This window comes from Phaeobacter sp. JH20_08 (assembly GCF_048056635.1).
GTDB classification, from domain to species: domain Bacteria; phylum Pseudomonadota; class Alphaproteobacteria; order Rhodobacterales; family Rhodobacteraceae; genus Phaeobacter; species Phaeobacter bryozoorum.
This window is the reverse complement of record NZ_JAYMVV010000006.1, coordinates 75,848-102,721: the sequence shown is the minus strand read 5'-3', so window position 1 is coordinate 102,721 and position 26,874 is coordinate 75,848. Positions and strand designations below refer to the sequence as shown.

At 61.0% G+C, this 26,874-nt stretch carries 24 protein-coding genes; 18 read left to right on the top strand and 6 right to left on the bottom strand.

Annotated elements, in window-relative coordinates:
• Positions 1–3 precede the first annotated feature (3 nt).
• The 3 genes from glcF (at position 4) to VWY75_RS07560 (ending at position 3,008) form a co-directional block, all read left to right on the top strand.
• The gene (glcF, locus tag VWY75_RS07570) at positions 4–1,338 is read left to right on the top strand and encodes a glycolate oxidase subunit GlcF (RefSeq protein ID WP_416538239.1); all 1,335 of its coding nucleotides are present in this window, start codon (positions 4–6) and stop codon (positions 1,336–1,338) included.
• Positions 1,339–1,466: 128 nt separating this feature from the next.
• Positions 1,467–2,306 carry a trypsin-like serine peptidase gene (locus VWY75_RS07565; protein WP_340546846.1) on the top strand — a complete coding sequence of 280 codons (840 nt, stop codon included), beginning with the start codon at positions 1,467–1,469 and terminating at the stop codon, positions 2,304–2,306.
• A 243-nt stretch (positions 2,307–2,549) separates the two neighbouring features.
• A complete protein-coding gene (locus VWY75_RS07560; protein WP_416538240.1) occupies positions 2,550–3,008 on the top strand; it encodes an Hsp20 family protein in 459 nt (152 codons plus the stop codon).
• A 91-nt stretch (positions 3,009–3,099) separates the two neighbouring features.
• Here VWY75_RS07560 and VWY75_RS07555 read toward each other — a convergent pair whose 3' ends face one another.
• Together VWY75_RS07555 and VWY75_RS07550 are read right to left on the bottom strand one after the other, a co-directional pair.
• Positions 3,100–5,289, bottom strand: a complete 2,190-nt coding sequence (locus tag VWY75_RS07555) for an esterase-like activity of phytase family protein (RefSeq protein WP_416538241.1) — start codon at positions 5,287–5,289, stop codon at positions 3,100–3,102.
• A 135-nt stretch (positions 5,290–5,424) separates the two neighbouring features.
• Positions 5,425–6,900: an NAD-dependent succinate-semialdehyde dehydrogenase gene (locus VWY75_RS07550; protein WP_416534586.1), complete on the bottom strand. Its 1,476-nt coding sequence runs from the start codon at positions 6,898–6,900 to the stop codon at positions 5,425–5,427.
• Positions 6,901–7,102: 202 nt separating this feature from the next.
• Between VWY75_RS07550 and VWY75_RS07545 the strand changes: the two genes are divergently transcribed.
• The 11 genes from VWY75_RS07545 to VWY75_RS07495 all read left to right on the top strand — a co-directional run bounded on the left by VWY75_RS07545 (position 7,103) and on the right by VWY75_RS07495 (position 18,909).
• A complete protein-coding gene (locus tag VWY75_RS07545) occupies positions 7,103–7,888 on the top strand; it encodes an alpha/beta hydrolase (RefSeq protein ID WP_416538242.1) in 786 nt (261 codons plus the stop codon).
• Between the two features lie 260 nt (positions 7,889–8,148).
• Complete coding sequence (locus tag VWY75_RS07540; RefSeq protein ID WP_416538243.1) at positions 8,149–9,357, top strand: aminopeptidase P family protein; 1,209 nt, start codon at positions 8,149–8,151, stop codon at positions 9,355–9,357.
• Positions 9,358–9,708: 351 nt separating this feature from the next.
• Positions 9,709–10,461: a CDP-alcohol phosphatidyltransferase family protein gene (locus tag VWY75_RS07535; protein ID WP_260079953.1), complete on the top strand. Its 753-nt coding sequence runs from the start codon at positions 9,709–9,711 to the stop codon at positions 10,459–10,461.
• A gap of 18 nt (positions 10,462–10,479) precedes the next feature.
• Positions 10,480–11,106, top strand: coding sequence for a class I SAM-dependent methyltransferase (locus VWY75_RS07530; RefSeq protein WP_340546762.1), 627 nt, complete (start codon positions 10,480–10,482; stop codon positions 11,104–11,106).
• A gap of 219 nt (positions 11,107–11,325) precedes the next feature.
• On the top strand, positions 11,326–12,408 hold the full coding sequence (locus VWY75_RS07525) for a hypothetical protein (RefSeq protein WP_416537435.1): 1,083 nt from the start codon (positions 11,326–11,328) through the stop codon (positions 12,406–12,408).
• A gap of 411 nt (positions 12,409–12,819) precedes the next feature.
• A complete protein-coding gene (locus tag VWY75_RS07520; protein ID WP_416537433.1) occupies positions 12,820–13,941 on the top strand; it encodes a hypothetical protein in 1,122 nt (373 codons plus the stop codon).
• Between the two features lie 107 nt (positions 13,942–14,048).
• Positions 14,049–15,986: an ATP-binding protein gene (locus VWY75_RS07515; RefSeq protein ID WP_416537432.1), complete on the top strand. Its 1,938-nt coding sequence runs from the start codon at positions 14,049–14,051 to the stop codon at positions 15,984–15,986.
• Positions 15,983–16,453 carry a hypothetical protein gene (locus VWY75_RS07510; RefSeq protein WP_416537431.1) on the top strand — a complete coding sequence of 157 codons (471 nt, stop codon included), beginning with the start codon at positions 15,983–15,985 and terminating at the stop codon, positions 16,451–16,453. The genes VWY75_RS07515 and VWY75_RS07510 overlap by 4 nt, the downstream gene beginning before the upstream one ends.
• A 136-nt stretch (positions 16,454–16,589) precedes the next feature.
• Positions 16,590–17,987 (top strand): DUF6638 family protein, encoded by a 1,398-nt coding sequence (locus tag VWY75_RS07505; protein ID WP_416537430.1) that lies wholly within the window; start codon positions 16,590–16,592, stop codon positions 17,985–17,987.
• The gene (locus VWY75_RS07500; protein WP_416535291.1) at positions 17,987–18,253 is read left to right on the top strand and encodes a hypothetical protein; all 267 of its coding nucleotides are present in this window, start codon (positions 17,987–17,989) and stop codon (positions 18,251–18,253) included. The genes VWY75_RS07505 and VWY75_RS07500 overlap by 1 nt, the downstream gene beginning before the upstream one ends.
• An 8-nt stretch (positions 18,254–18,261) precedes the next feature.
• Positions 18,262–18,909 carry a DUF1523 family protein gene (locus tag VWY75_RS07495; protein WP_416537429.1) on the top strand — a complete coding sequence of 216 codons (648 nt, stop codon included), beginning with the start codon at positions 18,262–18,264 and terminating at the stop codon, positions 18,907–18,909.
• 45 nt (positions 18,910–18,954) lie between these two features.
• On the opposite strand, the gene VWY75_RS07490 is transcribed toward VWY75_RS07495, so the two are convergent.
• Positions 18,955–20,532, bottom strand: a complete 1,578-nt coding sequence (locus tag VWY75_RS07490) for a DUF5928 domain-containing protein (protein ID WP_416537428.1) — start codon at positions 20,530–20,532, stop codon at positions 18,955–18,957.
• A 141-nt stretch (positions 20,533–20,673) separates the two neighbouring features.
• Here VWY75_RS07490 and VWY75_RS07485 point away from each other — a divergent pair, with 141 nt between their 5' ends.
• The gene (locus tag VWY75_RS07485) at positions 20,674–21,492 is read left to right on the top strand and encodes a sulfotransferase family protein (RefSeq protein WP_416535289.1); all 819 of its coding nucleotides are present in this window, start codon (positions 20,674–20,676) and stop codon (positions 21,490–21,492) included.
• 130 nt (positions 21,493–21,622) lie between these two features.
• Here VWY75_RS07485 and VWY75_RS07480 read toward each other — a convergent pair whose 3' ends face one another.
• The 3 genes from VWY75_RS07480 to VWY75_RS07470 form a co-directional block, all read right to left on the bottom strand.
• Entirely contained in the window at positions 21,623–22,090 is a 468-nt protein-coding gene (locus VWY75_RS07480) for an NUDIX hydrolase (protein ID WP_416537427.1), read from the bottom strand.
• 115 nt (positions 22,091–22,205) lie between these two features.
• Positions 22,206–24,050: a dihydroxy-acid dehydratase gene (ilvD, locus tag VWY75_RS07475; protein ID WP_416537426.1), complete on the bottom strand. Its 1,845-nt coding sequence runs from the start codon at positions 24,048–24,050 to the stop codon at positions 22,206–22,208.
• 79 nt (positions 24,051–24,129) lie between these two features.
• Positions 24,130–24,411 (bottom strand): benzoate/H(+) symporter BenE family transporter, encoded by a 282-nt coding sequence (locus tag VWY75_RS07470; RefSeq protein WP_416537425.1) that lies wholly within the window; start codon positions 24,409–24,411, stop codon positions 24,130–24,132.
• Between the two features lie 150 nt (positions 24,412–24,561).
• Here VWY75_RS07470 and VWY75_RS07465 point away from each other — a divergent pair, with 150 nt between their 5' ends.
• The 3 genes from VWY75_RS07465 to smpB all read left to right on the top strand — a co-directional run bounded on the left by VWY75_RS07465 (position 24,562) and on the right by smpB (position 26,724).
• Positions 24,562–25,122, top strand: a complete 561-nt coding sequence (locus VWY75_RS07465) for a helix-turn-helix domain-containing protein (RefSeq protein ID WP_416535285.1) — start codon at positions 24,562–24,564, stop codon at positions 25,120–25,122.
• Between the two features lie 180 nt (positions 25,123–25,302).
• Positions 25,303–26,166, top strand: a complete 864-nt coding sequence (locus tag VWY75_RS07460; protein WP_416537424.1) for a DMT family transporter — start codon at positions 25,303–25,305, stop codon at positions 26,164–26,166.
• A gap of 81 nt (positions 26,167–26,247) precedes the next feature.
• Positions 26,248–26,724 carry an SsrA-binding protein SmpB gene (smpB, locus tag VWY75_RS07455; protein ID WP_340546776.1) on the top strand — a complete coding sequence of 159 codons (477 nt, stop codon included), beginning with the start codon at positions 26,248–26,250 and terminating at the stop codon, positions 26,722–26,724.
• The last annotated feature ends 150 nt before the right edge of the window (positions 26,725–26,874 follow it).

Below are 26,874 nucleotides of genomic sequence, written 5' to 3'. Positions count from 1 at the left end.
ATCATGCAAACCACGTTTACCGAAGAGCAACTGCGCGATCCCGGCACCCAGCGGGCCAATGAGATTCTGCGGACCTGTGTGCACTGCGGCTTTTGCACGGCAACCTGCCCGACCTATCAGGTTCTCGGCGATGAGTTGGACAGCCCGCGCGGACGGATCTATCTGATCAAGGACATGCTGGAGAACGAGCGCAAGCCCGACGCCAAGACGGTGAAGCACATCGACCGCTGCCTGTCCTGCCTCGCCTGCATGTCGACCTGCCCGTCGGGTGTGCATTACATGCATCTCGTCGATCACGCCCGTGCCTATATCGAAAAACACTATGACCGGCCCTGGAGCGATCGTGCCCTGCGCTGGCTGCTGGCGCGGATCCTGCCCTATCCCGGCCGCTTCCGGCTGGCGCTCGTCGGGGCGAAGCTGGCACGGCCGTTTCGTGCATTTGTGCCTGACGCGCGATTGCGGGCGATGCTGGACATGGCGCCGAAGCGCATTCCGCCGGTCAGCCGCAACGATGATCCGCAGCGATTTGCACCAATTGGACCGCGCAAGAAACGCGTGGCCCTGATGACCGGGTGCGCGCAGAAGGCGCTCAACACCGATATCAATGATGCCACCATCCGCCTGTTACGCCGTCTCGGCTGCGAGGTTGTCGTCGCCGAAGGGGGGGGGTGCTGCGGGGCGCTGACACATCATATGGGTCGCGAAGACGAAAGCCATGCCACCGCTGCCAAGAACATCCGCGCCTGGTGCACAGAGATGGACTGGAAGGGCCTCGATGCGATTGTGATCAACACCTCCGGTTGCGGCACGACGGTGAAAGACTACGGGCATATGTTCCGAAATGATCCTCTGGCGGCAGATGCGGCGCGGGTGTCGGCCATTGCCATGGACATATCGGAACTGCTGATGCAGCTGGAACTGCCAGAAGGTGAGGACAAGCAGCTGATCGTGGCCTATCACGCGGCCTGTTCACTGCAACATGGCCAGCAGATCAAAACCCACCCCAAGACCCTTCTGAAACGGGCAGGTTTCTCTATTGTTGAACCTGCGGATCCACATCTGTGCTGCGGGTCGGCCGGAACCTACAATCTGATGCAGCCGGAAATTTCGGCAGAGCTGAAGGCGCGCAAGGTCAAGACGCTTGAGGCGAAGAAACCGGACCTCATCGCGGCCGGGAATATTGGCTGCATGATGCAGATCGGATCGGGTACTGAGCTGCCTATCGTGCACACTGTTGAGCTGTTGGACTGGGCGACAGGCGGGCCCAAGCCGCGCGCGCTCCAGCTGGGCGGTAGCGTCACTGACACACGGGCCGGTGAGATCCCGATCTTGCGCTGATGCGGTCGGCAAGAAGCCGCCGCAGGCGCTAAACTGCCCGGGTGCATTCCACGTCCGCTTGCCGTAATTTTGCCCCAAGCAGTGCTTACCCTCGGAGGCGAGCGATTGGGACATGGGGCGGCGAAATGATGAGCGCGGGAATACGGATCAGGCAGCTGGTGCTGTCGCTGGCAGCTGCGCTGTCGAGCCTTGCTGTGCCCTCGGCAACGCTTGCCGATGACAGCCGTCTCCAGCGCCTCGAAACCACAGAGGCGGGCCGTGACTGGCAGGCGGTTGGTCGGCTGGACGTCAATGGCGAAGGGTTCTGTACCGGTGCGCTGATCGCGCCGGATCTGGTGCTGACGGCAGCGCATTGCCTCTATGATCGCGACAGCCGCACCCGGATCGAGCCGCAGACCATCGAATTTCTAGCCGGGTGGCGCAATGGTCGGGCCTCGGCCTACCGAAGCGTGCGTCAGGCGGTGATCCATCCAAGCTACATCTACGATGGCAAGGTGTCGACCGACAGGGTGCGCAACGATATCGCACTCCTGCAGCTGCAGAGACCGATCCGCAACACCACAGTGACCCCGTTTGAAACCGACCAGCGCCCGGAGAAAGGCGCCCGGATTGGCGTTGTCTCTTATGCGCATGACCGATCGGAGGCGCCGTCGCTTCAGGATGTCTGTGCCGTCATGGCCCGGCAGGAGGGGGTGCTGGTGATGTCCTGCGATGTGGACTACGGCTCCTCCGGTGCGCCGGTGTTTTCCTTTGATGCCGGTCGGCCCAAGATCGTGTCGGTCGTCTCTGCCAAGGCCGAGGTCTCAGGCCAGCAGGTTGCGCTCGGGGCCGCCCTGGCTGAGGAACTGGCGCTGTTGCGCGCGCAGCTGGCCGGAAGCCGGATCGGTGGCCAGATGCCGCCCGGTGTCGGGCGTGTAACTGTGGGCGAACGGGGTACGACCTCAGGGGCCAAGTTCATCAAGCAATGAGATTTCGCGCCGCTGGCCGCAGCCGGTCGGTAGATCGGCGGTTCAGGCGCATTTTGGCGGCTGTCGGCAACCGGATGAAAGCTGAGAAATTTGTGCGCCCCAGTGGGTGAACGCCCTCTTGAACCGGCAATTCCAGTCCTTATCTCAGTGCTGTTCGGATCGCCGATGAACGGGGTCCGACGCTTCAGACGCCCGTCCCGATTGGGAGGGCAGGTTGAAATCGCTCACTGATGAGGATGACACATGCGTAGTTTTGATTTTGCACCGCTGCACCGGGCCACCATTGGCTTTGACCAGATCGCCGACCTGATGGATCGTGCACTCAGCTCTGATGTCGCGCAGCCGAGCTATCCCCCTTACAATATCGAAAAAACCGCCGCTGATGCCTATCGGATCTCGATTGCCGTTGCGGGCTTCTCCGAAGCCGATCTGGGTGTCGAGGTGAAGGAAAACGCGCTCGTCGTTTCGGCCAAGAAATCCGAGGATGACAGCGACCGCACCTACCTGCATCGCGGTATCGCGACCCGCGCGTTTGAGCGCCGGTTCACCTTGGCCGACCACGTGCGCGTCACCGGCGCCAGCCACTCCGACGGGATGCTGCATATCGACCTGCAGCGCGAGGTGCCCGAGGCGCTGAAACCGCGCCGGATCGAGATCACCTCGAACAATACCCGCGAATTGGACGCCAAACCGGTCAACTGATCCGCGCTGATCGCTGAGTTCGGTTAATCCAGAAACACAACAGCCCCCCGGATCCGCCGGGGGGCTGTTTGATTTTGTGTCGGGAGTCGGCTCAGTTCACCTTGAGCTGGCTGACCATCCCGATGGAGAAGAACATCGTCTCGCCGGAGGCATCATCGACGCCGTCGTTGTCCGTCACGACAAAGCCTTCTCCCTCGGCAGTGATCGCGAGGCCTTCGACCTTGTCCAGCACGTAGCCACCGGTTGCGGTCAGATCGGGCAGCAGATCGCGGACCAGCTCCTTGCTGACAACCGGCAGATCGCCGCCCAGCGGTGCAGGCTGCATCTCAGCCAGCGGAATGCGGTAGATCTTCTTGGTGATGGCGCGGAAATCATGCTGGTTGTCGCGTTCGATCACATAGACATAATCGCCATGCGCCACGATCTCCGACAGGCCGGTCCAGCCGGTCTGCGGCTCAGCCTTGGGATAATGGACCGCCCCCCATTCCTTGGTTTCCAGATTGTAGGCCACAAGTTTGACGTGGTTCTTGGGATCGTCTTTCCACTCGCGCTGAACCGCCATCCAGAGCGTCTCGCCGATCCTGGTGATGCCTTCAAAGCCAAAGCGTTTTTCAACCGCCATCAGTTCGGCGGGCAGACCGATTTCACCCGTCTTTGCCTTTATCAGACCGTCCTTGGAGACGTGATAGATCGCGTGCGGGATGACGCGATCGCTGCGGCCTTCGGAGGCCACGTAAAAGCCGCCTGCGCCGTCAAGGGTAATGCCTTCCAGATCCAGTTTCTGGGCGGGGTTGCCGTCCTGCCGATGGATGCGGATCACATCGACGATGCGGGCCGGTGTCTGGCTGGGGTCAATCTTGAAGATCGAGGGCTGGAAGCCATAGAAACTGTCGTTGACCGCGTAGATCATGCCATCGGCATCCGCGACCATGCCCGATAGCGCGCCCCAGCCGATCAGTTCATCCGCCCCGGCAGAGGTCAGATGCGGATAGACCGGCGCGCCATCCTGTAGCGCGTACATCATCACGTGGGCGCGGGGGCCCTTGTCGTCGATCAGGTCCTTTTCATTGGCGGAGACCAGCAGATTGCGCTCAGGCAGTACAGCGTAGCCTTCCGGGCCGACGCCCGAGGGCAAGAGCTGTGTCAGCACCGGGTTGGCCAGATCGCTGACATCGTAGACGCCGACAACAGACGCCCGCTCAGCCCCGACAAATACATAGGGCGTGCCGTCGAACTCCGCGAAGATCACGCTTTCGGGTTCCACTCCTTTGGCGTCAGAGCGTTTGTCAGGGTAGTGGCCGATCTGCACGATTGCATGTTCGAAGGAAGTGCCACTGTCATAGACGACGGTGCCGTCCTTGTTAAAGATCGTCCAGCCGCGCGATCCGCCCTGATAGTCGCCTTCGTTTGCGGTGGCGAAATGGGCGTCATCAATCCAGGTCACCGCATCCGGTTCGCGCAGGCGACCCGTCTGGTTCTCCTCAAAAATCAGTGCACCGCGTTCGTCCGTGGCGTCGATACCCTCCAGATCGACAGCCCCTGCCGAGAAATGGTTCACGATCTCGCCGTCCCTGGAGACGATCACCAGATGATTGTTCTCCTGAAGGGTGACGACGGTTTCCCCCAGCCCATTCACAGAGACATACTCTGGTTCCGGGTCCTCGCCTGCGATGTCAGCAAGGCCTGTCAGGCTCACCATCTTCATCGACGCGCAATCAAGGCCTCCCTCGGTGGTATTCACCAGCACCAGATTGCCCGCAGGCATCTGCGGCAGCATACCATCATTCAGATCCTCGTCCCGCTCGTTTTCGATCGCCACGGCGAGGAAGGCGCCATCCTTGGACTTGGCGAGTGAATCCGGCTGACCACCCAGGTCGCAGGATCCGGTTTCAGCGCCTGTTTCCGTGTCAAAGGATGTCAGCAGACCCGAGGGCTGCGTGTAGCTCTCAGAGGTGTTCACGCCCACATAGGCCGTGCTGCCAACAACCGCGACCGATGTCGGCTCACCCGGCAGGGCGATATTGCCCTTGGGGGACGGATTGGCCGGGTCGGTGATATCAATCAGCCCCAGCGCGCCCAGCGGGCTGTCGGTATAGACCAGCGTCATGCCATCCGCTGTGGCGTCGATGATCTCGGGCGAGGTCTCGCGCGTCTGATCCTCACCGGCGGCCATATTCTGGACGACGGGAAAGGCGGCGACGCGGTTAAAGGATTTCTCTGCCTGGGCGACACCAGCGGTGAGGGCCAGCACAGAAGTCAGGCACATGAGGCGCGGAAACATCGGCTACTCCGAAAGTTGGACAATTGACTGCCCATGCTCCTGCCCGTTCTGCCTAACGGGAATGTGACGGTTCGATGTAGTTTTGATGATGCAAGAAGGCCCCGACAGCGATCTGTCGGGGCCCTATGTCGTGGATCAGACCGACATGCAGATGTATTTCATCTCCAGATAGTCCTCAATGCCATGGTGACTGCCCTCTCGGCCCAGTCCCGATTGCTTGACGCCGCCAAACGGCGCCACCTCGGTCGAGATGATGCCGGTGTTAACGCCGACAATCCCGTATTCGAGCGCTTCGGCCACCTTGTAGACCCGGCTCAGATCCTTGGCATAGAAATAGGAGGCAAGGCCAAAGATGGTATCATTGGCCATCTCGATCACGTCGTCCTCGGTCTCGAATTTGAACAGAGGTGCCATCGGGCCAAAGGTTTCGTCCTGAGAGAACACCATATCCTGTGTGGCGCCGGTGATGATCGTCGGCTCAAAGAAGGTGCCGCCCAGCTCCGAAGGATTGCCGCCCAGGATCACCTCTGCGCCTTTCTCCTTGGCATCGGCAATATGTGCCTGCACTTTTTCAACAGCTTTCTGGTTGATCAGCGGCCCGAACTGTGTGCCCTCACTCAGGCCATCACCAACCGTCATCTTGGCCACGGCCTCCTTCAGCTTGGCAGCAAAGGCGTCATAGACACCGGCCTGCACGTAGATCCGGTTGGCACAGACACAGGTTTGGCCGTTGTTGCGGAATTTGCACATGATCGCGCCTTCGACAGCCGCGTCGAGATCGGCGTCGTCAAACACGATAAATGGCGCGTTGCCGCCCAGTTCCATCGAACATTTCATGACGGTATCTGCCGCCTGCCGCATCAGGATACGACCAACCTCGGTGGAGCCGGTAAAGGTCAGCTTGCGCACGGCTTTGTTCTCGCAGAACTCCTTGCCGGTCTCAGACGCATTGGAGGAGGGGACGACATTGAACACACCAGCAGGAATGCCGGCGCGCTCCGCCAGAACCGCCAGAGCGGTCGCCGACAGCGGGGTCAGCTCGGCGGGGCGGGAGACAAAGGCGCAGCCAGCCGCCAGCGCCGGGCCCGCCTTGCGGGTAATCATCGCATTGGGAAAATTCCACGGCGTGATCGAGGCTGCAACGCCGATCGGCTGTTTCAGAACGGTGATGCGCTTGTCACGCTGGTGGCCCGGAATAGTCTCGCCATAGATGCGTTTGGCTTCCTCGGCGAAAAACTCGATGAACGATGCGCCATAGGCGATTTCGCCGCGCGATTCCGCCAGAGGCTTGCCCATCTCGGCGGTCAGGATCACCGCCAGATCCTCCTGGTTTGCCATCATCAGGTCGAACCATTTGCGCAGCACGCCCGCGCGCTCCTTGCCGGTCCATTTGGCCCAGTCCTTCTGCGCCGCCTCTGCCTGGGCGATGGCGCCTGCCACCTGGCTGCGGCTGACATCGGCCACCTGCGCGATCACATCGCCACGGGCCGGGTTGATCACGTCAAAGGTGCCGTCGTCGCCATCAACGAACTGGCCGCCGATATAGGCCCGGCTTTCCAGCAGGCTGGGGTCTTTGAGCAGGGATTTCAGATCTGTAGTCGCGTCAAGCATGGCTTGCCTCCCGGATGTCGTTTGCTGGAAATGGAAATCAGCTGTCACTTGATATGTCCAGAAAGAGTGATGAGTCCAGAATTTGATCAAATATACCGGCGGTATGTGGCTCGCTATTGCGCCGCCGGTTGCCGTGGGCCGTTTGACATGTCCGACCCAAGGTAGTCAGGTAGGGCAAATACCAAAAAAGGGGAGGTCCGGCATGGAACTGGACGACGCATATTCCAACGGGGCCTATATTGAGAACGCTGAAAGCTATCCGCCACGCTGGGCGGCCTCGGCCGAGGATTTCCGCAACGCCATGCGGGAGCGGTCGCGTATTGACGTCTCCTATGGGGACAGCGAACGCCAGAAATATGACCTGTTCTTCCCGAAAGGAGAGAGCAGGGGGCTCCTTGTCTTTGTCCATGGCGGCTATTGGCTCGCCTTTGACAAATCCAGTTGGTCCCATCTTGCGGTCGGGGCGCTGGCCCATGGCTACGCTGTCGCCATGCCCTCTTATGACCTCTGCCCCGAGGTGCGCATTGCCGATATCACCCGCCAGATTGCGGCGGCGGTGACGGCCATTGCAGCAGAGGTGCCCGGCCCGATCTCGCTGGCCGGGCATTCGGCTGGGGGGCATCTGGTGGCGCGGATGCTGGACAGGGCGCTGCTGCCCGCCGAGGTGGGGGAGCGCATCCAGACGGTTGTGCCGATTTCGCCTCTTGCGGATCTGAGACCGCTTCTGCGGACCTCGATGAACGACAAGTTCAAGATGGAGGCAGCCAGTGCGGCGGCGGAAAGCCCGGTGGATATGCAGGACCGCTATCCGGCGGAGGTCACCGTCTGGGTTGGCGGTGAAGAACGCCCGGCGTTTCTGGATCAGGCGGTCTGGCTCACCGAAGCCTGGGACGCAGATCACGTGATCGCCTTTGGCAAGCACCATTTCAACGTGGTCGAACCGCTGGCCGATCCTGAAAGCGATATGGTGAAGCTGCTGACCAGGTAGCCGATCCGAAAGATCGCGATAACCGGGCCGCAGAAATTTGCGGCCCTTATCTTTCCAGGGGGCGTTTCGGCAGCCCGTGTCGAGGTCGCTTTTGGGCGATAGCTGGTGATTTCGAACCAGTGCCGTGGTGGCGCTCGGCCTATCGTGGTGTTACGGGTAAGGCGATGGCGTCGCCGCATGCACAGCATATTGCCCATGATTGATCTCAAAAAACACGTCCTGAACGCCGGGACCTTTCTTGTAAGATGGAAGGGTCGACTATGACTTCACGTCCTGAAATGTATCGTTTTCACAATGGTGAAAAGGCACCGCTGCAATTTGCCGTCTCCGAATATGAGACGCGGATCGCAGGCCTGCGCAAAATCATGGCAGACACCGGTGTGTCCGCCGCGGTCTTCACCTCGATGCACAACATCTCTTATTATTCGGGCTTCACCTATTGCGCCTTTGGCCGCCCCTACGGTCTGGTGGTGACCGCAAGCGAAGCCGTGACCATCTCCGCAGGTATCGACGCGGGCCAGCCCTGGCGCCGTTCGTTCTGCGACAACATCACCTATACCGACTGGCAGCGTGACAATTTCTGGCGTGCCATCAAGTCGGTGAGCGGCGATGGCGTGGTGGTCGGCTATGAGAGCGACCACCTGACCCTGCTGCAGAAGGCCAAGCTGGAGGGCTTCCTGAAGCCGTCGCAGCTGGTGGACCTTTATGAGCCGACCATGTGCCAGCGGATGGGCAAATCCGCAGCTGAACTGGAGATGATCCGGGCCGGTGCTGCGGTGGCGGACGTCGGCGGCTTTGCCATCCGCGACGCGGTCAGGGAAGGTGCGCGGGAGATTGACGTGGCGATGGCGGGCCGTGACGCGATGGAGCTGGAGATTGCCAAGCGTTTCCCGGATGCCGAATACCGCGATACCTGGGTCTGGTTCCAGTCCGGCATCAACACCGATGGCGCCCATAACCCGGTGACCGGTCGCACCCTGCAGCGCGGAGATATCCTTTCCCTGAATACTTTCCCCATGATTTCAGGATATTACACCGCGCTGGAGCGGACCATGTTCGTAAAGGAGGTGGATGCCGACTCGCTGCGCATCTGGGAGGCCAATGTGGCGGCTCATGAGCTGGGCATCTCGCTCTTGAAACCGGGGGCAAGCTGTGCGGAGATCACTCATCAGATCAATGCCTTCTTTGAGGAACAGGACCTGCTGCAATACCGCACCTTTGGCTATGGTCACTCGTTCGGCGTCCTGTCGCACTACTATGGCCGCGAGGCCGGGCTGGAGCTGCGCGAGGACATCGACACGGTGCTGGAGCCGGGCATGGTGATTTCTATGGAGCCGATGCTGACCATCGCCGACGGCCAGCCCGGCGCCGGCGGCTACCGTGAGCATGACATCCTGATCATCCACGAGGACGGCAACGAGAACATCACCAAATACCCCTACGGGCCGGAGTTCAACGTCGTCGGCTGACCCCGGCGCTGGATGGGCTGAAATATTGTCGGCAGGCGAGTGCTCCCGCCTGCTCCCCGCCTCCCGAAGGGAGGCCGTCCCAGTTGGGCGTGGCACCGTGCAAGGCACGGTGCCACATCGCACTTTCGAAGGTCTCCCCCGATCTGCGAGCGGCGGGGTGCCGCGCGTCTTCGCTGCGGGTGTCGGATGATCCTGCCGTCAGACCGGACCGGTGTGTCGCAAAGATTGCGCTGGCGTCCGGCATGAGGCATATGTGCGCTAAGGCGACATCTGATCCAGCGATCACGCCCGGTTCCCGGCTTATGCGGGGCTGCGGTGGATCCCGGTCGTGAACAAGGACATATCACAGCCATGCACCACCCCCCGGAGAAGCGAAAATCCGAATATGCGCTGATCCAGCTGTTGCCGAACATGATGACCATCGCGGCCATCTGTGCGGGGCTGTCTGCGATCCGCTTTGGGGTGCAGGGCAATTACACGCTGGCCGTTCAGCTGATCCTGGCGGCTGCGATCCTTGACGGGTTTGACGGGCGTCTGGCGCGTATCCTGCGCAGCGACAGCAAGATGGGCGCTGAGCTCGATTCGCTGGCGGATTTCCTCAACTTCGGCGTCGCCTCACCGCTGGTGATCTACTATTGGGCATTGCAGGATATGCGCGGCCTCGGCTGGCTCGCGGTGCTGGTGTTCTCGGTCTGCTGCGTGGTGCGTCTGGCGCGCTTTAATGTCTCCACCAAGTCCGAGCAGAAAGTCACCGCAAAAAGCGTCTATTTCGAAGGCGTCCCATCTCCGGCGGGGGCGCTCCTGGCCATGCTGCCGATGTTCATCTCATTTGCCTTCGCCGACGCGCCGGTGGTCCCGGACATTCTGATTTGCCTTCACATGGTTGTCATTGGATTGCTTATGATCAGCCATGTGCCAACATGGTCGCTGAAGGCTGTCAAAATTTCGCGCGAAAACGTGAAGTACTTCTTGGTCGGTTTTGCCTTTGCGGGGGCAGCCGTCCTGATTTACGCATGGATTACGTTGGTGATCCTGTGCCTTGGGTATGCCGCGATGGTGGCCTGGGGATTGGTTAAGAGGAAAACGCCGGAGACCGGCGCATAAAAGAGTAAGGGTGGAGAATTGGATATAAAGGCTGTTGAAACGTCGTATGCCCGTTGGGCGCCCGTTTATGACAAGACCTTCGGAGCGATCACCAATGTCGGCCGCCGCCGCGCTGTTGGGTACGTCAACGAACATCGCAGCGGTCGGGTTCTGGAGGTGGGCGTTGGCACCGGCCTCTCTCTGCCGCTCTACAAATCCCACCTGAAAGTCACCGGTATCGACTTCAGCGAAGACATGCTGCGCAAGGCGAAAAAACGTGTCGCCGAAAACAAGCTGCATCATGTCGAGGCACTGCGCCAGATGGATGCGCGCGCGCTCGATTTCCCTGATGCCACCTTCGACACCGTTTCTGCCATGCATGTCCTGTCGGTTGTACCCGATCCAGAGAAGGTGATGGGCGAGATTGCCCGTGTCCTCAAGCCCGGGGGCAAGGTTGTCATCACCAATCATTTTCTGCGCGAACAGGGGGTGCTGGCCTTCATTGAACGGGTTTCGGCGCCCTTTGCCAATGTGCTGGGCTGGCATTCGGATTTTGAACTCGACACGATCCTCGGTGAAGATCATCTGTCCGTGGAGCATCATCAGCCCTTGCCGCCCTTTGGCCTGATGACGTTTCTGGTGCTGTCCAAAATTCAGTCCGTCTGAGCCGCCGTGCCGCACGGTGGGGGCGTCATCTGACGGCAAAGACCGATCGGGGAGCCGGTCGGTCTTTTCATTGCGGGGTGGCTCTGCAAAACTATCGCCAACCGGCCTGATGTCTGGTGCCTGATGACGGCACGGCAGTCGGGTTTTCTTTATCCGGGGGATGTAAATTATGTTCACATTCCCCATATGACACATAAGACATTGCAGAAAGGGCACTTTATGAGCCAATCACAATTTGACGAGATGGTACGCGCCTCCCAGGACAAGGTGCGCGAGTCGCAATCCAAGATCGAGGCGCTGACCTCGCGCATCGAGGTGGCTCGTAGCAAGATCGAGGCGGGCGAGGATGCCAGCATCGACATCGAAAACGCGACGCTGGAGGATGTTCACGCCCACACCGAGGTGATGAACGCCAATATCGCCGAGCTGATCATGGGCCTCGACGATGTGACAACAGCCTTCTCCAGAGATTTCGACGAGATGCGCTCGAAAACCGGCTGGGAGAGCTTTGTCGGCTTCTTCTCCAAGGGCAAATCGGACTCGATGCGCCAGGAGCGGATGCGCACCGCCAGTATCGACGACAAGCTTCAGGATCTGATCGCCAAATCCGACGTCATCGTGAAACTCTTGGAGGGCCAGCTGGCCACTCTGGAAGAGCAGCGCGAGAAGGTACAGGTGAACCTCTCGGCCACTCTGGACGACCGCGAGTTGACGGTGCAGGAGCTGGAAGGCGTGCGCGCCCGGATCGTGGCGCTGGACCCCCAGATCATCGAGCTGGAAAACAAGATCTCGGTCGAGCAGGACGCCGCCGCGCGCACCAAGCTGGAGACCGAGCTGGCGGAGCTGAACACCAAGTACAACGCGATGGTGCAGGACGAGCAGGTAAAACTGGCGAAATCCCAGACGCTGGAGCGCTATATCGAGAAGGGCAAGACCTGGGTCGACTCCCTGCAAAACCAGGCGGCGACGCAGATGGTGCTGATCAACAAGCTGCAGACGGACACCCAGCAGCGGGTGGTGCTGTATGACGCGCTGACCAAATCGCTGAAGACCGCACAGCAGCAGGATGTGGCGCACCGGATCAACGAGATCGGCGTGCAGACCGACAAGGAAGCCCAGACCGCAATGGCCGCAATCGGTACTGCGACCAACCAGAAGATGGCCGACATGCTGGAAAGCCACGAGGACAACATGGTGTTCGCCCGCGACGTGCTGGAGAAGAAGGCCAAGGCCGATGAACGCTTTGCCCGCCGGTTCGCGGCGATTGTCGAGAAGCACGATAAGAACCTGTATGGGGGGTGAAGTTGCGTTTTCCATTGTTACAAAACCCGAAGAACTGGCGTGACTGGTGGTTGGACTTCGGCTGCCTTGTTCTGCTTTTGGTGTTGCTTGGGGTATATACCTCCCTTTCCAAAGCCACACTGTTTGGGGCAGGAGCAGGCAGTATGATCGGCACGGCACTTCATCTGAGGTCACGCTTGAAGAAAGCTCAAAGTGAAAAACCCATTGAGGGGGCAGGCTGAGTCCTTCGCGCCGCTGAACAACCTGAGAAAGCCGGAGCAAGATGCCGCCATTGAAATTGAAGAATTACAGAGGATCGCGCCCGGCCCTGGCGTGGGCGTTCGCGCCCGCCGTTTTGCTGGAGGCAAACCTTCGGTTTGACAGGGGCGGAGCGGGCGCGATCCGGGCTGTTGCGCACCCCGGAGATTTCGCATGACCGACCCCGCCAAGGACCACGCAGGCCTCAGCGATACTTTCGCCTCGCGCCGGTATTTCAAGAAGTTCGAGACCATCATCCGGCATCTGACCCGGGTGGCGGCGGCGATGCAGGCGGAGGGGCGGCTGAGCAAATCCGATGTGAAGGTGCTGACCGCCTACCTGATGCGGCTGAACTTCACCTTCCGCGCGCTGTCGATGAAATACCTGATGGCGGGGCGCGACACGGGCCGCTTCTTTGGTAGCCTGGCGATGGACAAGCGCGACAGCGGATTTCCCGTCGCCGCCGAGCTGATGACCATGGCAAATGACGCCCAGCAAGCGGAGCGGCATCTGGCGAATATGGCCAGCGAAGAACAGCTGAAGGACGATATGGTGCGCACCATCATCTCGGAGCGCACAACGCCATCAAAACTACAGTTCGCTCTGTCGCAACGGCTTTATTATCAGGAGCTCATGAAGGGGCAGCTGTTTTGGACCCAAAATGATCCGGTCTGCGAATGGCTGGAAAACCTTGGCCCGCGCCGTCGGCGCTTCCTGCTGCACTGGGCAGCCTACGACAGCCAGGTGAACCTGCCGGTGATCTACCTGATGGAGCTGGAGGACAGCGGCAAGGTGGCGCTGCCCAAGGATGAGCGCCGCTGGCCCGAGGTGCAGGCGCATCTGATGGCACAGGCCTTGGCCGGGCTGAAGCTAGTGACCATCGCCAAGGGGTTCGACGAGGATTTCGACGACCTCCACCCCAAGCATCTGCGCCGCTACCATGTGGGGCCGATGTATTCCTCCGCCTATACCGATCAGTCCGGCCCGCTGCACCGGGTGCTGGAGGAGGCGGAGGCCCCAGCGGGCCAGGACTGGGCCCTGGCCTGGACGCTGGAGGAATTGGAGAGCGAAGACGTGCGCGAGGAGCGCGCGGGCTGGTTCGGCACGGTAGAACGTGAGATCTTTGCGCTTGACCCCTTTGGCGGCCGCGGCGCGGATACCGGCGCGACCCGCACCCAGCGCGCCATCATCCTGCCGCAGCGCCCGTTCCAGGTGCTGGCAGAGCTGGATCCGCCGGGATTTGCCGACGTGCAGAAGTTTGTGGTGAGCGACACTGGGCAGGTGCTGCGGTATTGAGCGGCTGCGCGAGCCGTGAGTGCGGGAGCCTCCGGCGGGGATATTTTATGGCCAGAAGAAGCGCGGGTTGGATTTTAGGCCCGCAAGCGACGGATTGAGAGGGTGAGATGAGCATTTCAGGCAACCAGATGGAACTGCGGGAAGAGGATATCCGCAAGCACTACGCGGCGGCTGCGGCGATGCTGGAGGGGTTTGACCACACCCCGCGCATTGCCAAGCCTGCGATCGAGGGCAAGGCGCCGGAGCGCTCAGCCGGGATTGGCACGCGTCGGCGTTTCCGCTCCACCACGCCGGGGCTGGTCACACGCTCCACCGCGCGCCCTGAGGGTGTGCATCTGATTGCCCGCATCGAGGCGGCGGATGACGATGATCCGCTGACCTCGCCGCTTCAGGCGACCCTGCAGCATGCCTTGCGCCGGGCGCTGGCGGTCTCCCTGGCGATGGGGGAGGCCTATGCGGATGTGTCCGGATTGGCGGATCTGAAGCGGGCCAATCTGGCCGGTTCTTTGGACGCGGCGCGCAAGGGGGAGTTCACCGAACTGCTGGCCGCCGAGGCGCTGATTGCGGCGCATGTGTTTGCCAATGCCGCGGCCTATCTGCTGGCACCGCACGGCTCCGAGGCGCAGGCCGAGGTGGGCGAGGCGGAGGAGCTGCTGACGGATAACGCGCCGCTGGCGCTGCACGGGGCACTGTGGGAACTGGACCAGAAACTGGCGCTGCATGCCCCCAATGATGCGCATCTGATCGCGGCCACGGCCGCCTATGCGGAGCAGCTGATGGAAAAGGCGGCCTTGCGCGCCCAGAACGCGCCGCGGCTGGAAGCGTTCACCGCTGCGGACTGGCGGGTGGAGGCGGATGACCTGACCATCAGCGGCTTTGAACCGGCGGCGAAGGCAAAGTCCACAACGCTCACCATGGCGTTCAAGAAACCGCATGAGGTGGTCGGCAACCATATCGCCAAATACCAGGCACTGCGCCTGTCCAAAATGCTGATGGCCTATGATTTCGACCGCCGCCTGAACCCGTTTGCCGAGATGGGTGGCTTCATCTTCACCTTCATGGGGGATGGCAAGCCCGGGACGGGCAAGACGACGCTCATTCAGATGATGGCCGGCCTCATCCATGATTATTGCCAGAACGCAGGCTATGCCTTCCGCTACCAGAATTTCGGCATCGACAATATCGACAGCTATCAGGGCAAGTCAGGGCAGAACGCCAAATCCTTCATCCAGAATGTGATTGACCCGCATGTCATCGGCTTTGGCACCATCGACGACATCGACCAGATCGCAGGGAAACGCGGCGACCGCCAGTCCAGCGCGGGCCAGCAGGAGGTGACGGCGGTGTTCATGGAGGCCTTTGCCGGCGCCAATACCGTGGTACGCGGCAACTGCACCTTTGGCATGTTCTCCAACTACCCGGAAAATGTGGATGACGCCCTGCGGCAGCGGGCCGGCGCGCGGTTCCTGGTGGACGGGCCGCAGACGCGGGAGGATTACATCGACATCCTGACCCTCCTGATGGGCAAGAACCACAGCATTCCGCTGGGCGACCATGACCTTTACGGCGCGCAGGAGATCAAACAGGCCGTTGCACGGTCGTTCGAGGCGCACAACCGCCCGCAGGAGCCGGGGCTGATGGAGGTCTTTGGCCGGGTGCATGACCAGATCGGCGAATTGGACAGCCTTGCCAAGCTGGGCACCTATCTGAAGGCCATTCAGCAGGCCGATGAGCGGTTCACCGGCCGTGCCATCAAGAACATCACCGATGCGGTCAAGGTGCGGGCGATGGATTTTGAGCTGCCGGACGACTGGATGGAGAATCCGGAGCTGTTCCTGTTCAAGGATTACGAGACCAAATCCGCAATGATTGCGGAGCTGCGGGTGCCCATCACGGTCGACATGGTGGTGCAGGAGATCAACCGCTACGCCGACAGCGAGTTCCGCTATGCTGACAAGTCGGATGAGGTGGCGATTGAGAACATGGTGCGCGATTTCGGGCGGCAGGAAGAGGCCAAGCGGCGGTATCTGGAGGGGCAGGGGTGAAAAAGCTAGTTGCGGTTGCGTTTGCCCTGTCAGTTGGAGCCGGAGCTGGCCTCGCAACAGCTGAGCCGGATTATAATTTGATTGGAAAACAGGCGTTTTCCTTGTGGGAATGCGCCGCTTTGTCAGGTGTCGCCCGTGACGATAGTCCGGAAGCCCTAAATCTGTTTAACAGCGGATATGAGTTTATGAGGGAGTTTGTTGTTGCGTGGAAAGAAGGGAAGTTAACGAACGAGAACACGAGCGAGGTGCCTGTAGGAATTAGCTGGCGTTTAACCCCGGGCCCGTCAGTAGATTTTTCTTTGGGCTATATGTGGTCCGAATTTGCAAGATATGCTTCCGATGACACTTGGGATGACAGCATTGAGGCAACTTTTGACGAGAAGAAGCAATTGCAAATACTAAAAGCAGAGCAGCAGTTTCGGGATCGAAATTGTGAACTACTTGAAGAGGTTATTAGCAAGCGATGATTGTCGGAAGCTCTATCAGTTGGTGCATTATCGTGGCGAAGCCGCGACGCGCCCGACCCGCCCCCCAGGGCGGGCGCGTTCCGCACCCACCCTCGGGCCGGGCGCATCGCTTGTGCTATGCACACAGGAGGACAGCATGAAACGCCTCATCCAGCATGGCCTGATGTTCGGCAATCTCTTCCATGTGGCCTCGCCCGCGCTGGTGGAGCGGTACAATCGCGCGCTGAAGCATCTGACCGGCAAGACCACGGCTCTGACGGATTTCCACGTCGATATCTCTGGCTACTCGCCGGAGGTGGGCGATGAGCTGGGCGATGATCACTATCTGAACCATGCGGGCGTCAACCGGCAGTTCATCCTGCTCAGCACCGAACAGAAACGCTGCCCGCTCCTGAATGTGAAATTCTCCACCAGCCGGGACATTCTGCGCCGGTTCATTGCCGCCAATGAAAGCCAGCTTTTTGCACTGACGGCCACGGATGCGGTGGCGGGCGAGCTGGTGAATTCGGTCTTCGAGGTCACGACCCCGGCCAAGTTGTTCGATATCCGTCAGGTGCGGATCGAGGCCGACACCACGCGGGCCACGCTGCGGCAGGCGGATCGGCTGGCGGAGCTGGTGGAGCGGTTCAAGAGTGAGGAAGACGGCTGGTTCGATGACGCGCTGATCGCCGAGATGATCGAGACGGCGGAAAAAACCGGCGATGTCACCCGCAACCCGGTGCGGCTGAAGCATGAGGTGTTTGAGCAGCAGAATTTCTGGACCGCGCATTTCGGCGGGCTTTACGTGTTTCAGAAGGTGGAGCGCCCGGCGGTGATCGCCAGCGGCGCCAAGCCCGAGGGCGTGCCGCTGGACCATGTGTTCGACCTTGGCCAGAAGAACGCCATTGCCAAGTTTCTGGAGTTGAACGGGCTGGTGGAGCCGATCATCCGTGCACGCGGTGTCGATGGCGCGGCCATCCTGCGCCAGAAGATGGGATTTCTGGCGATCAGTGTTCTGGCGGATAAGGGCATGGACCTCTCCGGCCTGTCGCGCAGCGATCTGCGGCGGCTGGCAGCGCGTCACGCCAGTGATCTGCCTGCGGAGTTCGAGGGCATGGCGGCCATGGTCCGCTGGGCAGATAGCGGCGGTGCATGGCCCCAGATCAAATCGGACCATCCCGCCTATTTCTATTGCCTGCGGGCAACCAATACGCCGGATCGCGATCTGGTCAACATGCTGCTGGCAGAGCTGACCCCGCTGGATTTCCGCCAGCTGTTCATCTGCCACAAGGAGGCGTTCTATCAGCAGTATCGCGGTTGGCCAGAGAACAAGAAGGATCACGTCGTGACCTTCCTTGCGCGGGAATATGCCGTGGACAAGGCCGGCGCGCGGGCTGCTCTCTTTGGCCATGAGCCGGATATGAGCGGTCGCAGCCCTGCGGTCGAGGCCCGCCGTCGGGGGGGCGAGCAGGCGCCTTCCCCGGATCGTCTGGTCGAGCGGGTCGGCCCCTGGGGGGTGGTAGGTCGCCGGGGCAATACGCGGGGGCGGCGCTGATGTTTGCCTTCATTCGCCTGATGGCGATCCTTCTTGTGGTGCTGACGGTGATCTATGCCCTGGTGTCGCTCTACTCGCGCGAGGTACGCCGGGCCAAGCTGAAACGCCGCTGGACCGAGAAGGGGTTGACCGGAGACCGTTCCGCCTTCATCCAGCGCGGGCTGCACCAATATGACCGCTCGCTGCGGCGCAGGCTGATCCTGCTGGTCTATATCGTGCCGCTGGGGGCCATTGCGCTTCTGGTTTATGTCATGAATTTCATGTGAGGTCGCTGATGCGTTACGTAAAATGGGTGTTCATTCTCACCTTCTGGCTGCTGGCGGGGGCCTTTCTGCATTACACGCTGCCGCAGAACGACGTGGTGCGCGTGGTCAAGACCGAGGTGCGCCGGGTCGATTTTGGTGAAAACTCGATCTTCTGGGCACAGCAGGATACCGCGCAGGAAAGCGCGACCAGCGTCAACCGCGACGTGCGCTTTGTCGAGGCTTTCTTTCCCAGTGGTCGCCCCATCGTTTATCGCAACGAGGACACCGGCTGGGGCTGGCCGCCGTATTTCAAGCTGGACAGCTCCAATCTTCAGGCCGAGCTGACCGATCTCGCGTCCACCAAATCAGACCCGCAGTGGGTGCTGGTCCGCCACTATGGCTGGCGCAATGAATTCCTGTCGATCTTTCCCAACGCGGTTGCGGTCAAACCGGTTGACGGCCCGGATCATACCCAGGTGAACTGGTTCAACATCATCTTCCTCACGCTGCTGGCAGCGGTGGTCTGGGCGATATATGTGCGCTGGCGCCGTTTCCGCCGGGCGCGCATCGACCCGATGGTCGAGAATGTCGAAGACAGCCTTTATGCTGCCGGCGATGCGCTGTCGGAACGCCGTGGCCGGTTGCGCCGCTGGCTGGACAGCTGGAAGCAGAAATAGCGCAGGACAAGCGGGGCTGCCGACTGCGCAGCCCCAGATGGCCCCCTAGTCAGAGAACAGATGCTCGGTCCGGGCAAGGCTCAATGCGGCGTCATGGTCCAGTGCCAGAAACGGCATCAGCTGTTCGGCCATCTGCTCGTCACTGTCGCTTTCGCGGATCAGGCTGAGGTGATCAAATCCCACATCGCGGATGCGGTCGGATTCATGCTGGATATCGTTGCGGATCGTCGGCAACAGCCGCTCCAGTGCGGCGGCTGAGGTTTGTTGACCGGCCAGACCAATGCGTTCGGCATGACCGGTGAGATAATCGTCGCTCAGGTTGCATTCGATCTGTAGCAGACGTGTTACCGCCCGGTCCGCGCAGAAATCCTGCATCAGCTCCAACGCCGAAGGGTCAAGGCAGATCACCAGCCGGTCGGTCTCATAATAGTCAAACAGCATCCGAACCAGCGCGCGGCGGTGGCGGGTGCGTTTCCATAACGTCGCCTCGATACCGCCGAGGTCGGGCATCTCGGTGCCTTCTTCGTCAAACAGATAGGCGAGCGCCGGGATGTTGCTGACCTCACGCAGCCGCTCGATCAGGCGTTTGGCCACATGCCATTTCTTGCAGGTGATGATCAGCAATTCGCGGTTGCGCCCGAGCGTGCTTTCGGTTTCCCAGAAACGGGGGGCAAAGCGCAGCCCGTTGCGTCCGCGTTTGGTCAGAAACTCATAGAGGTTACGACCCTCGTTGGAGATCTGAAACTCAACCCCCTGTGCGGCATAAAGCGCGCCGAGCCGGGATTTCAGCTCCTGTGCCTCGGGGCTGATCTTGCGGGCAAAGAGAAAATCCTGCCCCATCAGCATGTCGTAATGGTCGTTGTAGAACTGGACCGGCATTCCGTAGTCAGAGAACATCAGCAATGTCAGCGTGCGGCTCTCGATCTCCCTGGCGGGAACCAGATGGCGCACCAGGGTCTGAAAGAAGGTCTCATCCGGGATCCAGGTGGTGCGAAAGAACCGCAGCACATCGCGGCGGTCCTTCAGGAACGCCAGGATCCATTCCACGGTCCGGCGGCGCAGGCACCACCACTGGCTGCCGATCTGGATCTGCATATCCTCGGGCAGGACGCGCGTCAGGCCCAGCCGTTTCTGCACCATGTGGGTCAGATCAAAGAGGCGTTTGTTCCTGCGTTCGTTGAAGATATGGCGATAGATCAGCCGGTCTTCCTTCATGCCGGTCTTGATCCAGTCGCTTTCAAAAAAATCGAAGCTCTCGATGTAATCGCAATCCTGCGCGTCCAGCAGCTGGCGCGCGTATTCGGCCGTCTTGATCGCCATGCAGTCGCCGGACACCATGTAGAAATGCGTCGCCCGAGGGAAGGTGGCGACGGCGCTTTCCAGCGCGTGGAGCGTCGCCTGAACCAGAGACCATTCGCCCCAGCCGCATTTGACCCGCTTGCGGGCAAAGCAGACATTCGGGTTGTCCTTCAGCGCGGCTCGGATTTGCTGGAAATCACGCGTCGGAGACCGGCCATCGAAGTGGATCGCCATGTAATCCCCGGCGGCAGTCAGTTGCTCTGCCTGCTGGATAATCGCCTCTGGGTCCTTATGGCACAGCAGAACATATGCGATTTTTGCCATGACGACGCCCCGGGGTCTTATTTTGATTGATTGTTTCCTTGATACTGACGAATTCTCACTGAATAAACCGCATTATTTAGCTTTTAACGACTAGGCTGGCAGATGGCGCCTATAGCAGCGCATCGGACTGGGAGAGCAAGAATGGGATTTCCGGGCACTTGGATGACAGAGAGCGAAAGCGTGGTCTACCGCGTGGTGCCCAAATGTGCCTGCTCGACCATTGGTCAGATCATGTATTACTCAGATCATGGCCGGTTCTTCGATGGCGATATCCATGATGCCACCAGCGGGCTGCATAAATGGGCTCTGCCGGACAGCCAGCCGCTGATTACCGGCAATGTGCAGTCGCAGAAATCCTATGCGTTCACCTGCGTGCGCAACCCTTACACGCGCGTGCTGAGTTCCTTCTTCGACAAGATTTGCGGCATCCAGCGCAATGGCAAACGCTACCGGGGCAATCTGGTGCCGCGGCTCACCTATGACTACGGGATCGAAGTGGGCGGTGACGATGGCAAGCAGCCCTTTGACCAGATCAAGAGCTTTCGCCGTTTCCTGCTGTTTGTCCGCGACACGGTGAAGTTTCGCCGCCCGATGGATCCCGATATCCACTGGTCCGCAACCTCGGGCCATGTTTCCACCTTCATCTGCAACGGCGGGCGCTACGACAAGGTGATCTGGACCGAAGCCTTCAACGAGGGCATGCAGGATGTACTGGACGCCATCGAGACGCCGCATCAGGTCGATCTGGCGCAGATCCCACGCTTCAACGAAAGCGAAGGTCACGGTCCCAAGCGGGCTCATCCGGTCGAGGAGTACTTTGACGATCTGTCGATGCATCTGGTCTATGAGATCTACAAGCGCGATTTCGAGGTGTTCAAATACGATTTTGAAAACCCCGCCAACAAGATGCCCATCGGCGAGATCGACCTCGATGAGGTGCATGCCAAACTGGGCGAGTAGGTCACACCCGACCATCAGCTCCCGCCCGGGCTGCAATCATTGACATGATCTTGTCCCGGTTGGGCGTGGCGCCGCTGGCGCGGCGCGCCTCCGGCGGGAGTATTTCGGGAAAGGTGAGGGGTTTTGTGCCCTATACGCGGGTCGGGGACCCCAGATCTTGCAGCTGGGCTTGCAATCCGGTTGGAAACAACTCAATCCCGCCAGTCTCCAGCGCATCAGGATGCACCCATCTGGCAATAGATTTCAGGCCGTTGTCTTCGTAGAACTCAATCGTATCGCCTGCCAGATGCGGGGTCTCTGGCCAGGTGACCTGCGCGGCGAAGATGATTTCATGGCCGGTCTGGCCTTCGTGCCGATAGATGTTTTCCAGCACCACCGGCGCGCCGATGATGGTGATTTCCACAGCGAGCTCCTCCTGAAACTCCCGTCGCAGCGCCTGTTGCCAGGTTTCGCCAAATTCAACGGTGCCACCCAAGGGACGGACGCCTTTGGTCCGGCCGCTGTCATCGGGCACCTCCGCCGCGAGGAAACGGCCATCGCGCCAGGGCAGACCAATGGTTTTCACGCGAATGGACTGGGCCGGGCGCCAAATGGTCATGTCGGATCTCCTGCGGTGCCGAGGTGGGTCGAGTAGGGCTGGATCTCTATGAAAGAAAAAGCCCCGACATCCAAGATGCCGGGGTCTTCAAAAGCGAACTCACTGACAGCGCTGATTATTCGTCGTCGGGCAGGGCGCGCACGGCGCCTTTTGCGGCGGAGGTGGCCAGCAGGGCATAGGCCTTGAGCGCGGTGGAGACCTTGCGCTTGCGCGGCTTCACCGGTTTCCAGCCTGCTGCGTCCTGGGCGGCGCGCCGTGTCGCCAGCTCCTCGTCGGAGACCGCCAGGTGGATGGTGCGGTTGGGGATGTCGATCTCGATGGTGTCGCCCTGGTGCACCAGGCCGATGGTGCCGCCTTCAGCTGCCTCAGGCGAGACATGGCCGATCGACAGCCCGGAGGTGCCGCCGGAAAAACGCCCGTCGGTCAGAAGCGCGCAGGCTTTGCCCAGCCCTTTTGATTTCAGATAGGAGGTCGGGTAGAGCATTTCCTGCATCCCCGGACCGCCGCGCGGGCCTTCATAGCGGATCACCACCACGTCACCCTCCTTGACCTTGCCGGTCAGGATGTCGTTCACCGCCTGATCCTGGCTTTCGCAGACATAGGCCGAACCGGTGAATTTCAGGATGTTTTCATCCACCCCTGCGGTTTTCACGATGCAGCCGTCGCGGGCGATATTGCCAAACAGCACCGCCAGACCGCCGTCCTGGCTGAAGGCATGTTCCTTGGAGCGGATCACCCCGCCTGCACGGTCGGTGTCCAGCTCCTTGTAGCGGTTGGACTGCGAAAACGCTTCGGTGGTGCGCACGCCGCCGGGGGCGGCCTTGAACAGCTCTTCGGCCTCGGGGTTGTTGGCAACCTTGATGTCCCATTTGGCGATTGCCTCGCCCATGGAGCTGGAGTGGACGGTGGCGCAATGGTCATGCAACAGTCCCGCGCGGCTGAGCTCACCCAGGATGGAGAAGATGCCACCGGCGCGGTGGACGTCTTCCATATGAACGTTTTCGGTGTTCGGTGCGACCTTGCACAGGCACGGCACCTTGCGCGACAGGCGGTCCATATCGGTCATGGTGAAATCGACCTTGCCTTCATTGGCGATGGCCAGGAGGTGCAGCACCGTATTGGTCGACCCTCCCATGGCGATATCGAGGCTCATGGCGTTTTCAAACGCATCAAAGGTGGCGATTTCGCGCGGCAGCAGGCCTTTCTCCTCGCCCACGTAGTGGCGCTTGGTGATGTCGACGATCTTGCGGCCCGCCTCAAGGAACAGGTGTTTGCGGTCGGCGTGGGTGGCCAGTGTCGAGCCATTGCCCGGCAGCGCCAGACCCAGCGCCTCGGCCAGACAGTTCATCGAGTTGGCGGTGAACATGCCGGAGCAGGAGCCGCAGGTGGGGCAGGCGTTTTCCTCGATATGCTGCACCTGCTCATCGGTGAGGTTCTCGTTGGCCGCCGCAACCATCGCATCGACGAGGTCGATCTTCTTGGCGTCGAGATCGGCAATGTCGATCTTGCCCGCTTCCATCGGTCCACCGGAAACGAAGATCGCCGGGATATTCAGCCGCATCGCTGCCATCAGCATGCCGGGAGTGATCTTGTCGCAGTTGGAGATGCAGACCATGGCGTCGGCGCAATGGGCGTTGACCATATATTCGACGGAATCCGCGATCACCTCGCGCGAGGGCAGCGAGTAGAGCATCCCGTCATGGCCCATGGCGATACCGTCATCCACCGCGATGGTGTTGAACTCCTTGGCGACGCCGCCGGCCGCCTCGACCTCGCGGGCGACCATCTGGCCCAGATCCTTGAGGTGGACGTGGCCGGGTACGAACTGGGTAAAGGAGTTGACGATGGCGATGATCGGCTTGCCGAAATCATCGTCCTTCATCCCTGTGGCGCGCCACAATCCGCGTGCGCCCGCCATATTGCGGCCATGGGTGGAAGTTCTGGATCGGTACATTGGCATCTGGCTGGTTCCCTTGTCTTTGCCCCTCAGGGACACGATTTGCGCAACAAAGGCAACATGTCGGGGCGGTCTTCGGTAATTATCTGGTGGTTTCTGCCGGTTTTCGCAGGCTTTGGCGGGACGGAGTGGCGAACCGGGCGGTCAGGATCGGCATCCGGGACATCAGCGACAGGCCGAGGCTGTTGAGCCCCATGCCCACACCCATGCCCATAACCAAGACCGGAATCCAGCTGTCGGCCTGCGCCAGATTGGCGCCGGGGGCGCCGCTGGCCTGAGCGATGATCACGACAGATCCGGTGTAGCCCAGCAGCACGGCAACAGCGCCGGCAACACTATGCGACAGTTTCAAGGGGCTGAGCATCCGGGTTTTCCTGAGCTGGCGGATCCGCTAGAGATCGCAGGTCTGTGCGTTATAGCGCACAGTAGCGTTTGTGCGTTATAACGCACAAGAGGTTTTTGAAGCGCGGCATGAACCAATCCGCATCGGGCGGACCAGCAACGGGCAGCAGGCATGAGCGAAGATAGCATCACTCTGAATTTGCGGGACATTCGCCAGGGCGCAGGGCTAAGCCTGTCACGGGCTGCCGAGGTCACCGGCGTCAGCAAGGCGATGCTGGGCCAGATCGAGCGCGGCGAATCAAGCCCGACGATTGCCACCCTGTGGAAAATTGCCAAGGGGTTTCATCTGCCGCTCAGCGCGCTGATCGGCGAGGCGGCGGCCCCGGATCTGGCCGCCAGCGGCGAGCGGGTGTTCCGCTCGGTCCAGTTTCCCGGTTCGATCGCGGTGAAGATGGTGTTTCCCTTTGATCCCGCGCTTGCGGCCGAGACCTTCCACGTGAGCCTGCGTCCCGGCCAATGCCACCTGTCCCAGCCCCATGACAGCGGCGTGACTGAAGAGGTCTTCGTGCTGGAGGGCGCGATGGAGGTGTTGCGGGGCGACGATTGGGTGGCGCTGGATACCGGGCAGGGGCTGCGCTTTGCGGCGGATCAGCCACATGGCTATCGCTGTGGCGACAGCGGTGCTGCGTTCTTGAACATGCACCACTACCGCCGCGTGGCCTCTCGCGGCTAGCGGCAGCCGGATCAATTGGCCGCAGCGGCGCGGCTTGTCGCCGGGGCAGAGGATGCCTAATGCTGGTGGCATTGATGACGAGGCGCCAGACCCTCCGGGGTGCGCGCGTCTTGCCCCTGTTTCCATTGACCTATTGCCGGAGAGTTTTCCACCGGCCTTATTACGAAAGCGATCTGATCCATGGACACTCTGCGCGGCAGTCTCCTGATGGTGCTCGCTATGGCCGCCTTTGCGCTGGAGGATATGTTCATCAAATCCGCGGCCCGAAGCCTGCCGGTCGGGCAGATCCTGATCCTGTTCGGGGCCGGGGGCATGGTGATCTTTGCCATCATGGCGCGTGCACAGGGGCACCGCCTGTGGACCCCGGTGTTCTGCACGCGCGCGCTTGTGCTGCGCTCTGTCGCCGAGGTTGCAGGGCGGCTGTGCTACACGCTGGCAATTGCGCTGACGCCGCTTTCTTCGGCCTCCGCAATCCTGCAGGCGACGCCGCTGGTGGTTGCTGCCGGCGCGGTGGTCTTCTTTAACGAGCATGTGGGCCTGCGCCGCTGGCTGGCGATTGCGGCGGGTTTTGTCGGCGTCTTGATGATCCTGCGCCCGGGCGCCAGCGGGTTTGAGCTGGCCTCGCTCTTTGCGGTGGCGGGAACGCTTGGCTTTGCAGGCCGCGACCTGGCCACCCGCGCGGCTCCGGCCGGGCTGTCGAACGCGCATCTCGGGCTGGTCGGATTTGCCATGCTGATCGTCGCGGGGGTCTTGGCGCAGCCCTTTGGCGCGCCGATGGTGATGCCGGATCTCGCCACCGGGGCCGGTCTGGTGGCTGCAACCGTGGTGGGGGTGGTGGCCTATCACGCCCTGACCGGCGCCATGCGGAGCGGCGAGATTTCGGTCATCGCTCCCTTCCGCTACACCCGGCTGGTGTTTGCCATGGTGCTTGGGGTGGTGGTCTTCCACGAGCGCCCCGACCTCTGGACCCTGATGGGCAGCACGGTCATCGTGATCAGTGGCGGCTTTACCCTGATGCGCAGCCGTCGCCGTCAGCCTACCTGAATCCGGTCGGTGGGGCGGGGGCCAATCCTCCGCTGCATCACCATCTTGCACCTCTCCCCCTGGCAGCTTACATCTGCGCCCATGGCCAAGCAAAAATCAGACCCGAATTACAAAGTGATCGCAGAGAACCGCCGCGCGCGGTTTGACTATGCGATTGAGGACGATCTGGAATGCGGGATCCTGCTGGAAGGATCCGAGGTCAAATCCCTGCGCGCCGGCGGTACCAATATCGCCGAGAGCTACGCGACGGTGGATGATGGCGAACTCTGGTTGGTGAACTCCTATATCGCGCCTTACGAGCAGGCGAAGATGTTCAAGCATGAGGAGCGTCGTCGCCGCAAGCTGCTGGTGTCGCGCAAGGAGTTGTCGAACCTTTGGAATGCAACCCAGCGCAAGGGGATGACCCTGGTGCCGCTGGTGATGTATTTCAACCATCGCGGTCTGGCCAAGGTGAAGATCGGCATCGCCAAGGGCAAGAAGAACCACGACAAGCGCGAGACCGAGGCCAAACGCGATTGGTCGCGCCAGAAGCAACGCCTGCTGAAAGACCACAGCTGAGTGCGACGCATTGCAGCTGCGGTGGGACAGGGCCACGTCTGGATCTGCCACCGGGCCTGCGCCGGACCTACGACCGTCGCTTCCCGGCCACCCTATCCTGCCCGGCAGTTGCACCGGGTAACGCGTGGCCATTGCAATAACTGACTAAAT

What these genes read in the sequence shown, in the direction of transcription:
- glcF (WP_416538239.1), top strand. Translation starts at nt 4, where the DNA reads ATGCAAACCACGTTTACCGAAGAGCAACTGCGCGATCCCGGCACCCAG.
- VWY75_RS07565 (WP_340546846.1), top strand. Translation starts at nt 1,467, where the DNA reads ATGAGCGCGGGAATACGGATCAGGCAGCTGGTGCTGTCGCTGGCAGCT.
- VWY75_RS07560 (WP_416538240.1), top strand. Translation starts at nt 2,550, where the DNA reads ATGCGTAGTTTTGATTTTGCACCGCTGCACCGGGCCACCATTGGCTTT.
- VWY75_RS07555 (WP_416538241.1), bottom strand. Translation starts at nt 5,289, where the DNA reads ATGTTTCCGCGCCTCATGTGCCTGACTTCTGTGCTGGCCCTCACCGCT.
- VWY75_RS07550 (WP_416534586.1), bottom strand. Translation starts at nt 6,900, where the DNA reads ATGCTTGACGCGACTACAGATCTGAAATCCCTGCTCAAAGACCCCAGC.
- VWY75_RS07545 (WP_416538242.1), top strand. Translation starts at nt 7,103, where the DNA reads ATGGAACTGGACGACGCATATTCCAACGGGGCCTATATTGAGAACGCT.
- VWY75_RS07540 (WP_416538243.1), top strand. Translation starts at nt 8,149, where the DNA reads ATGACTTCACGTCCTGAAATGTATCGTTTTCACAATGGTGAAAAGGCA.
- VWY75_RS07535 (WP_260079953.1), top strand. Translation starts at nt 9,709, where the DNA reads ATGCACCACCCCCCGGAGAAGCGAAAATCCGAATATGCGCTGATCCAG.
- VWY75_RS07525 (WP_416537435.1), top strand. Translation starts at nt 11,326, where the DNA reads ATGAGCCAATCACAATTTGACGAGATGGTACGCGCCTCCCAGGACAAG.
- VWY75_RS07520 (WP_416537433.1), top strand. Translation starts at nt 12,820, where the DNA reads ATGACCGACCCCGCCAAGGACCACGCAGGCCTCAGCGATACTTTCGCC.
- VWY75_RS07515 (WP_416537432.1), top strand. Translation starts at nt 14,049, where the DNA reads ATGAGCATTTCAGGCAACCAGATGGAACTGCGGGAAGAGGATATCCGC.
- VWY75_RS07505 (WP_416537430.1), top strand. Translation starts at nt 16,590, where the DNA reads ATGAAACGCCTCATCCAGCATGGCCTGATGTTCGGCAATCTCTTCCAT.
- VWY75_RS07500 (WP_416535291.1), top strand. Translation starts at nt 17,987, where the DNA reads ATGTTTGCCTTCATTCGCCTGATGGCGATCCTTCTTGTGGTGCTGACG.
- VWY75_RS07495 (WP_416537429.1), top strand. Translation starts at nt 18,262, where the DNA reads ATGCGTTACGTAAAATGGGTGTTCATTCTCACCTTCTGGCTGCTGGCG.
- VWY75_RS07490 (WP_416537428.1), bottom strand. Translation starts at nt 20,532, where the DNA reads ATGGCAAAAATCGCATATGTTCTGCTGTGCCATAAGGACCCAGAGGCG.
- VWY75_RS07485 (WP_416535289.1), top strand. Translation starts at nt 20,674, where the DNA reads ATGGGATTTCCGGGCACTTGGATGACAGAGAGCGAAAGCGTGGTCTAC.
- VWY75_RS07480 (WP_416537427.1), bottom strand. Translation starts at nt 22,090, where the DNA reads ATGACCATTTGGCGCCCGGCCCAGTCCATTCGCGTGAAAACCATTGGT.
- ilvD (WP_416537426.1), bottom strand. Translation starts at nt 24,050, where the DNA reads ATGCCAATGTACCGATCCAGAACTTCCACCCATGGCCGCAATATGGCG.
- VWY75_RS07470 (WP_416537425.1), bottom strand. Translation starts at nt 24,411, where the DNA reads ATGCTCAGCCCCTTGAAACTGTCGCATAGTGTTGCCGGCGCTGTTGCC.
- VWY75_RS07465 (WP_416535285.1), top strand. Translation starts at nt 24,562, where the DNA reads ATGAGCGAAGATAGCATCACTCTGAATTTGCGGGACATTCGCCAGGGC.
- VWY75_RS07460 (WP_416537424.1), top strand. Translation starts at nt 25,303, where the DNA reads ATGGACACTCTGCGCGGCAGTCTCCTGATGGTGCTCGCTATGGCCGCC.
- smpB (WP_340546776.1), top strand. Translation starts at nt 26,248, where the DNA reads ATGGCCAAGCAAAAATCAGACCCGAATTACAAAGTGATCGCAGAGAAC.